This window comes from Bacillota bacterium (assembly GCA_040754675.1).
Taxonomy (GTDB): domain Bacteria; phylum Bacillota; class Limnochordia; order Limnochordales; family Geochordaceae; genus Geochorda.
In genome coordinates, this window is record JBFMCJ010000139.1 from 1 (window position 1) to 8855 (window position 8855).

At 64.8% G+C, this 8855-nt stretch carries 7 protein-coding genes; all 7 read right to left on the minus strand.

Annotated features, from left to right (window positions below; translation table 11 throughout):
- Window positions 1-524 precede the first annotated feature (524 nt).
- On the minus strand, window positions 525-1328 hold the full coding sequence (locus tag AB1609_09710; protein ID MEW6046739.1) for a carbohydrate ABC transporter permease: 804 nt from the start codon (window positions 1326-1328) through the stop codon (window positions 525-527).
- Between the two features lie 73 nt (window positions 1329-1401).
- Complete coding sequence (locus tag AB1609_09715) at window positions 1402-2313, minus strand: sugar ABC transporter permease (GenBank protein ID MEW6046740.1); 912 nt, start codon at window positions 2311-2313, stop codon at window positions 1402-1404.
- Between the two features lie 104 nt (window positions 2314-2417).
- On the minus strand, window positions 2418-3749 hold the full coding sequence (locus tag AB1609_09720) for a sugar ABC transporter substrate-binding protein (protein ID MEW6046741.1): 1332 nt from the start codon (window positions 3747-3749) through the stop codon (window positions 2418-2420).
- A 94-nt stretch (window positions 3750-3843) separates the two neighbouring features.
- Window positions 3844-4602, minus strand: coding sequence for a glutamine amidotransferase (locus tag AB1609_09725; GenBank protein ID MEW6046742.1), 759 nt, complete (start codon window positions 4600-4602; stop codon window positions 3844-3846).
- Window positions 4599-5648, minus strand: a complete 1050-nt coding sequence (locus AB1609_09730) for an ROK family protein (protein MEW6046743.1) — start codon at window positions 5646-5648, stop codon at window positions 4599-4601. The genes AB1609_09725 and AB1609_09730 overlap by 4 nt, the downstream gene beginning before the upstream one ends.
- Complete coding sequence (locus AB1609_09735; protein ID MEW6046744.1) at window positions 5615-7318, minus strand: CehA/McbA family metallohydrolase; 1704 nt, start codon at window positions 7316-7318, stop codon at window positions 5615-5617. The genes AB1609_09730 and AB1609_09735 overlap by 34 nt, the downstream gene beginning before the upstream one ends.
- A 199-nt stretch (window positions 7319-7517) precedes the next feature.
- Window positions 7518-8552 (minus strand): LacI family DNA-binding transcriptional regulator, encoded by a 1035-nt coding sequence (locus AB1609_09740; GenBank protein MEW6046745.1) that lies wholly within the window; start codon window positions 8550-8552, stop codon window positions 7518-7520.
- Between the last annotated feature and the right edge of the window lie 303 nt (window positions 8553-8855).

The window sequence follows — 8855 nt, forward strand, 5'->3', positions numbered from 1 at the left end:
CGCCTTGCGCACTACTAACCGGAAGCCGTGTGGTGTGTTGCGCACAAGCGCCGCGCCGTAGTATCATTTATAGCGCCCGAATGGCGCCGACAGCCAGCGAGCGCAGCCGGCCCTGCGGCGTAAACCGCGCGAAGCCGGTGGACGGAAGTTCATCAACGTCTATATCCCTCAAATCCCGGTAACGACAGCTCTCGATCACGATTCAAGATTGCAGTCTTCTAGCTACGCCAGCGGCACCCCCAGCCGCTGGAACATCTGCTGGTGGAGCGGCTCGGGGCCGGTGAGCATCTCCATCGCCATGCGAGCTTCGGCCAGTTCCGGCCAATGAACTGGGCTGCTGCCCCTGGCGTTGGCCGCTTTAACCGAAACCTACGGCTGGGGGCGACGGTGCGGCTGCTGCTTGCAAGGCCTCTGTCTGTTCTCATGGGGTTACCCCGAACCCTCCCGGGCAGGCCGCCCTCCGGGCACGGATGCCGGGTGAGTCGATGCGGGGCTGCTTCTCAAGTGCCGGTAGCCTCAGCGAGTCAGCCCTTGACGGCACCCTGCGTGAGGCCCTTGACGAAGAGCGGCCCCAGCGTGGTGAAGAACAACACCGTTGGAACCAGCGACAGGATACTGGCCGCCGACACCTGCCCCCAGTTGATGGTGTATGATGACGTCCAGCCTGCCAGCCCCACGGGCAGCGTCTGCGAAGCCTGGCCCGTTACGAGCACAGAGGCGAACAGGTACTCGTTCCATGCGATGACGAACGCATAGATCGCCGTTGTCGCGAGCGCCGGTTTGAGCAGCGGCGCGTAAACCCGTACCAAGACTTGCATCCAGGAGGCTCCGTCGATACGGGCGCACTCCTCCAGTTCCCGCGGCACTCCATCGATGAAGGCGCGCAGCGTCCACACAGCAAAGGGTAAGGAGTACAGTACGTCGACCAGGATAAGGCTCCACAACGTGTCGTACAGTCCCAACCGCATCATCACGACGTACAACGGCGTCACTAGCAGGATGCCCGGAAACAGGTACACGGTAAGGATCCCGTGACCGAGGAGTCTTCGTCCCACAAAAGCAAACCGGGCGAGGCTGAATGCGGCCGCTACGGCCAGCGTCACGGTCAGCAGGCTCGTTCCGATGGCTACGATCAGGCTGTTCCAGGCGTACCGCGTGAAGTACGTCGCCACGAAGATCTCCCGGTAGTTGGCCAGCAGCGGGGCCTTAGGCCACAGCGTGGGCGGCTTCGCTGTCATCTCTGGAAGGCTCTTGAGACTCGTGACAGCCGTCCAATACAGCGGAAACGCGTAGACGACGACCACGGCCGCCAGGAGGACGTATACCACAACTGCCTGATGTGCAACGCCTCGCCGAAGCTTCGGCGGCCTCCTTGTTGATCTTCCAGCCATAGATTGCCACCTACTCTGCGGCAAATCGGGGTCGGAGCAGCCTCAAGTAAAGGGCTGAGAAGAACACCACAACCCCAAGCAGCAGCACCGACAGCGCCGCCGACCGGCTGAGGCGGAAGAGCTGAAAGGCGTTGACGTAGACGCTCACCGGAAGGATCATCGTGGCATTGCCCGGTCCGCCGGCCGTCATCAGCCATACAGGGGGAAACATATTGAAAACCTGCATCATGAACATGAACGCCACGGTCAGAATGACCGGCCGGATCTGTGGCAAAGTGATGCGCCAGAAAGTCACCCACGAGCTGGCACCGTCTACCGATGCGGCCTCTTGCAGTTCGCGTGGTACGGTCGCCAGGGCAGCCAGTACCACGACAGAAAACTCGGGGATCCAGCGCCAGGCGTTGACCGCCGCTACCGTGACGAGGGCAACTTGACGGCTCGACAAGAAGAGTACCGGCCCGGACGTCAGGCCAGAGCGGACCAGCAGTTCGTTGACGATCCCCAGCGACGGGTCGAGCATCCACTTCCACATGAGAGCGATGACGACAATGGGAAAGCTCCAGGGAAGGAGGATCCACGTACGCAACGGGCGTATGAGGGGTACGTCCTGGTTGAGCAGGACCGCGAGGGCGACTCCCGCCGGGACCGTAAACAGCAGGTTGAGCCCCGTCCAAAGGACCGTTTTGAGCAGGGAGTCCCAAAACTCAGTGCTGCCCAGCAGGATGCGGTAGTGAGCCAGGCCGATCCAGGGCGGATCGGGCTCGACCATCCGCTGGTTATGAAACGACAGCCATATCGTCAGTGCCGCCGGATACACTACAAGGCCCAACACCCACGCCATAGCCGGTGCCGCAAGCAGCAGGCCTAACCACTGCTGCCGGCGCTTTTCGCTCGACCCGTAGAGCCGGAGGATTCGCCCCATTTCGGCCGCCCGTGGCACCATTGCCTCTCACACCCGCGGGGGCCGGGCCGCGGCCCGGCCCCCAGTAATTGGCCCACCATTTACAAGTCCGTACGAGGGGTTCCTCACAGGCCGGCGACAATCTCCTCGTAGCGCTGGTGGCCCCAGGCAATGGCTTGCTCGGGCGTCCACCCGTCGATTACGATCTTCTGGAGCACCTCGCCCAACAGGAACGCTCCCTCCAGAGCCCCGGCGTTTTTGGAGTGGCCCTTCGTAAATCCGATTACCTCACTGGCCTTCAGCGCTGCGATTTGAGTCTCAACCGTCTGGCGGTACTTGCCGATGAGGAGATGCTTCCAGAACGGGGAGCCTTCCGCGGCCACGCTGGTGGTAACCGGCACGTAGAGGATTGGCTCCATCATCATGTAGCGAGCGTAGTTCTCTGGCGCGTAGAGCCACTCCAGGAACCTGCGGAGCGCCTCCTGCTTGGCCGGTGAACGTGCCGCCGTCGTAACGGTGATAGCCCGGACGTATCCTGTATGTACCCGGCGTCCTTTCGGGGAGAGCGGCAGCTGCGTCGTGACGAACTGTGCGGCCAAGCTGGGGTTGGTCCGGTCGAGTTCCGACAGGAATCCGCCCGTGTAGACCATCGCGGCCGCCTGGCCTGACTTCAACATCAGCTCGCCCATGCCCCAGTCCATGTTCTCCGCCCCCGGCGCGGTGTAGCGAGCCAGATTGGCCAGGAACCGGTAGGTTTCGACGGTCTCCGGTGAGTTGAAGATAATCCGATCTTTGGGGCCCGTAGCGTCCACCACGTCGCCCCCGTTAGACCGAAGGAACCCCCAGACCACCTGGCTTCCGTAGTTGCCGTTGCGAGACACGGGGAGCCCAAAGCCGTAGATGTCGATGCGTCCGTCGTTGTTACGGTCCAGCGTCGCCTTCGAGGCGAACGTCAGTAACTCGTCCCAGGTGGACGGAGGATTGGCAAACCCGACTTCGGACAGCATGTCCTTGCGCCATTGGACGGGCCAGACGATACCGAAGACGGGAATGCCGTACTGATGTCCATCCACACGGTACTGCTCGATGAATGGCGCCGGAAAGCCGTAGGCCTGGTTCAACCGCTCCAACAACTCGTCGACCGGCAGCAATGCCCGGTGGCTGAGAAGCGTCATGAGTTGGGGCGGGTTGACCTGGATCATTTCCGGGAGCTGGTTGGCAGCGATAGCGCTCAGGATCTTGCGCTGATAGTCGGGGAAGTTGATCGGCTCCTGGCGGACTCGGATACCGGTTTGCTCGTAGAACTCCTGGAGCAGCGCTTCCTGGGCCCGCACACGGTGTGGTGGAGTCTCCCAGTGCCACATGGTGAGGACGACTTCCTGGGCCGCCGCGGCCCCGGACAATAGGAAACCGCTCACAACCGCCACGAGTACCGTCCAGATCACCTTGCGTCTCATGGGCCATCCCTCCCAGGGGACAATGTGCGCCGCTTGTTCGCCCTCGAATTGCGCCGGCCAGCCTGCGGCACGGCCGGACGGCGCTTCGGTAGCGTCAGGCTTGCCGTGTCAACCAGTCGGCCGCCTGCCGCCAGAACGTCGGATAGTGTTCCCACTGGCAGAAGTAGACACCCCAGTGGGGTGCGGGGTCCGTGGTGAGGACCATCACCCGGCCCTGACTAACCTCCCACGCAGCGAGGAACGGATCCCCTTCGACTTCACCCAACAGTGTCGCGCCGTGGCGCGCAGCCCCGGTACGGTTGTAGCCCAACACGACGGGGCATGTGTCCCATGGGATTCCACGGGTAATGGGGTGAGACCGGTCGATGATCCGGGGTGTAACCCCCTGCATCGCCTCAACCCGGTCGTCGGGCAGCGGCAGGATCTCTACGGGCAGAATGGAGGCGAGAGGTGTCCCGTACCAGCGCCCATGCCCGAATCGCCCCTGGAAGCTGAAATAGCCACCGCAGTACGCCAGGGCGCCACCCTGCTGGACGTACTTTACGATTTCCACCATACGGTTGGGTTGCCGGGACATCTTCTCCTGGCCCGGATAGAGCGCGAGGGTATCGTGGCCCACATCGCTAAGCACCAGCATCGCGTACTCCGCCAGTGCCTCGGCTGTACGGGGAAACCGCCCAAACGCCTCGTGCGGGGGCATGTGTTCAACCTCGTATCCCGCGCTTTCAAGCGCATTCCGCACGAAACCACTCATGTTGACCCAACGGTCAACGCCCGCTACCGCTTCTGCACCCTTCACCTCGATTTCGACTCGCATCGAACAGTCCCCGACGTACAAGACGCGCCTGTTCATGCCACACCCTCCGTCTTGATGGGCTCTTCTGAACCGCCCGCGCGGCTTGCCAGCCACGCCGCGCCGATGAGTCCCGCGTCCTCCTGGAGTTCGGATGCAAGCAGGCGGACGCGCCCGCGCAGGGGCTGCGGCAAGTGGTCGGGCAGGTAGGCGTGCAGCTGTTCGAGCAGCGCCTGGTGGCTTCGAGCTACCCCGCCCCCGAGCACGACCACGCCCGGGTCCGTGAGCGTAACAGCCGTGGCCAGTGCGAAGCCCAGGCGGCGGATCGCATCCTGAACAACCGAGGAAGCCACTGGATCCCCTCGTAGCGCGCGTCCAAGTACCTGTTCGGCCGAAATGGTCTCACCCTCGCCCAGGAGGCCTGCCTGCTCGGCATAACGGCTGGCGATCGCCCGCCCGGAGGCGTACAGCTCCACGCAACCCCGGTTACCGCAGTAGCAGACGGGCCCCTCGGGGTCGACGCTGACGTGCCCTAAATTGCCCCCTCCCCCGTTGGCGCCCCGGAGCAGGCGACCTTCCACCACCAGCCCGGCGCCGATTCCGGTCCCGATGCCCACGTACAGGAGGCTCGAGCTGTGCCGACCGGCTCCGAAACAAGCCTCTGCCAGAGCAGCGCAGTTCGCGTCGTTCTCGACGACCACCGGCACCGCAACTGCAGCCTCGACGGCCTGGCCCACGGCGGTGCCCGTCCAGCCCGGGAGGTTGTGGGTGGCCCAGCGGATAGCCCGCCCCGGGTAGTCGACGAATCCGGGGGTTGCCACTCCGACCGCTACGACCCGATCGTCGGCCCGGTGTGCCTCGTCGACCATCTGTCGCGCCAGCGTCACGACGGCCCGGAGAATGCTCTCTGCCCCACCGCTAACCGGGGTCGGCTCGACAGCCCTTACCCGGACGTACCCATCCGGTCCCACGACGCCAGCGGCGACCTTAGTGCCGCCGAGATCGACGCCCACGGTAACCCGGTCGCCCGCCAACTGCGTCCGACCCGTATCGATGCGCCCCGACGGCGCCATCAACCGCTCACCACCCATACGGGGCTCGTCCATGCCATCTCGCCATCCGTCTGAACGGCCCGCAGATAGTAGTAGCGAGCCGGGTCCGTGCGTTCGGCCGAATCTTCCCAGGTGAACTCAAGGTCCTGCTGGCCGTGGGGCTGCATCACGGCAGTCACTTCTCCGTCCCTGATCACGCTCACCTCGGCCAGCGGCGCCGTAGCCGATACCCAGGCTCGTACGACAGGGCGGACCGTCCTGGGTAGCGTCAGCTCGCCCCCCATCGGAGTCCCGCTCACTTCGAACCACACCAGGATGCGCGCTCCGGTGGTCGCGTACGTGCGGCGTCGGCGCATCGCGTCGAACAGGGCAGCTTCGGACAGGGTGTCCGCGTACACGGCGGTGAGGCCTGGCTTATGGCGAAGCGTTCGGTAAGGTCCCATATCGAGCACCGGGTTGCCAGGCTGGCTGCTGTGCGTGTCGCTGCCCGCGCAAAACCCGAATCGGTAGCCTCGCGCGAGCGCCTCCCGTATCGACCGGCCCGCCACCGCCCCCGACATCTCCAGTGGGCAGCCCGGGAATTCGGAGGCGCCGTGCATCGAGTAGATTTCGACCAGTCGCTCGATGTCCGCGTCGTGAGCCGCCCAGTCAGTGCCCATGAAGTGCGACACGACGGTATGGGGTACCACCAGCGCGCCGTCAGCCGAGCTCTGTTGGAGGCCCTGCCAGAGCTGCTCGGGGGTGGGTGCGTCGTCAGGTTCGTACCGGCGCATGGGGACGTCATCGTCGCGGAAATAGACGCACCGGTCACCGTATGGCCGTCCCGTCCACTCGTAACCCCGGAGCGCCGCAAATCGACCGGGGCGGCGGTGCCGACGGAGCACTCCGGCGAGCTGTTGCCACTCTTCGTCGGATAGCCGCTGTCGCTGCCGGGTGAACCAAGCGTGATGGTGCTCGATGTCGTGGTCGGCGATGGCGGAAAAGTCGAGTAGAGCTACGTCCCGGGCGTACGTCAGGGCAAAGTCCGCTGACCCGGCCCCGTCCGACAGCACGGTGTGAACGTGGGGGTCGCCCCAAAACGGACCACCCAACGTCAGGCCCGCCGGTACCGGTTCGACAGATCCGAAGACGCGGCACGGGTTGGAGCGCGCTGACAGGCCGAGCTCGAGCAGCGTGACTCGGAAGCGGTGCACGCCGGGGCCGGCCAGCCGCACGGTGGCGGCACCCAAACCCTCGATCACGCTGAAGCAGTCGGCTCGTGCGGCGGCCAACGAACTCCCCTCCACAGCTAGCTCGGCGCAGCCGGAAGTCTGGCGCTGCAGGTTGCCGTACGCGTCCAGTACCGCCACCCGAACCGACACCGCTTGCCCGGCCAGGGCCGACGAGGGGGCCACTACGTGCAGGTGAGCCGGGGGGCCAGGCTCGACAGCCAAGTCGGCCCAGGCGTCGAGCACGAAGCGACCATCCCCGGCTTCGTCGACTTCTACCTCAAAGCGAGCTGGCAGGTCGGTCACCCACGGCTGAAACTGCGCGCCGTCGGGGTCGCCGCCGTAAGCCAGCTCGACGGTGTCGCCCGGAACAAGGCGGCCACCGGTCAGGTTGAGCTGGACGTGCCGGCGGCGCACGATCTCGCCAAGCACCAGCGCACGGCCTCGCACGTCCCAGCGTACTTGGCCCGGCCCCGGTTCTAGCGACGGGGGCGTCCACCCGAGCGGTATTCTCACTCGAATCGACGCCCCTGCGCTCAACGGCCGCACTGGCCGCAGCATCACGCACAACCGTCCGGAGCCGCCGGCTCGAACCGGTCCCGGCGGGACCACGCCGATGCGTACCCAGCGGCCTGCTGCGCCGGCGGACCGCTCGCGTCGCTCCGCTCGCTCCGCCGTTTGTCGCTGCTCACGTCGTTCCATGCCGCTTCGCTCACTATGCTCCGGCTGGGGCTGGCACCCGGACGGGAGCCGCGGACCCCCGGGCAACCAACTCGGGTGCAAGCGTAACGTGCCGCTGCTGTGGGGTACGGCCCCTCGCCAACTGGATGGCCATCTCCGCGGCGATCGCCCCCTTGTCAAATCCCGGCTGGCGCACCGTGGTCAGCGGAGGCTGCAGATAGCGGGCCATTGAGATGTCGTCGAATCCGACCACCGAGACGTCCTCAGGCACTCGACGGCCGTTTTGGACGAGCGCCTTCACAACGCCGATGGCCATCAAGTCGCCCGCGGCGAAAATAGCCGAAAGGTCGGGCCGCATGGCCAGCAGCAGATGGGTCAGGCGATAGCCGCTTTCTTCCGAATAGTCGCCTTCTGCCACCAGCGCCGGGTCGAAGAAGATCCCGTAGCGTTCGAGCGCCTGGCGGTACCCAGCCACTCGCCTCACAGTCGTCATGTGGTTGGCCGGACCCGTCACCATGGCGATGGTCCGGTGTCCGTACCGGATCAAGTGCTCGACGGCCATGAACGCGCCGGCTTCGTTATCGACATCGACCGTGTAAACGCGCTCACTGTCCTGATAACGACAGGTGAGTACGACTGGGTACCCGCCCTCCACCACCCGCGCGACCCGGGGGTCAGTTGCCGGCACGCTCATGAAGACCATAGCGCCGATCTGGTTCGTGGCGAGAAGAGAGGCATAGGGCAGATTGCTCTCTCCGGTGTACAGCATCACTTGATAACCGTTCTGGGATGCGACGTGCCCGATGCCCCGGAGCACTTCGGAGAGAAAGGGATTGCTGAAGGCAATGCGAGGCTCGTGGCCGATGACGACACCAATGGTTTGGGCCGGTGCCCCAGCCATGGCTCGGGCTACCGGATTGGGCTGATACTGCAGGGAACGGATGACGGACAGGACACGGTCGCGTGTCTCTGATGAGACATAGCCGCGAGCGTTAATGACCCGCGACACGGTCCGGGCCGACACACCTGCTAGTTTGGCCACGTCTGCTATGGTTGGCCTTCTATCCATCCAAACCGCCCGCCAGTGGCGTCTGCCAGCGCTGGCACATTTCGGCGTTCTGCTGGGATCTCCTTCTGGAAGCTAGCGACAATTTGAGGGGTCGGGCTGGAGGTCGACCCCTGACTTTGGGGTTTGCCCGTAAGTTGGAGTATCATTCAGCAGGCACCGACCAGCAAGCTAGTGGGCTGGGGCGACGACGGCCCGTTTGCGACCGATGCGCCCCCGGAAGTCAGGCTCACCGACATCGGAGGAGCGAGGGGGTTAGATGGCCCCGAGCCGGGAGCGACAGCCTGTACAATTGCTTACCGGTGA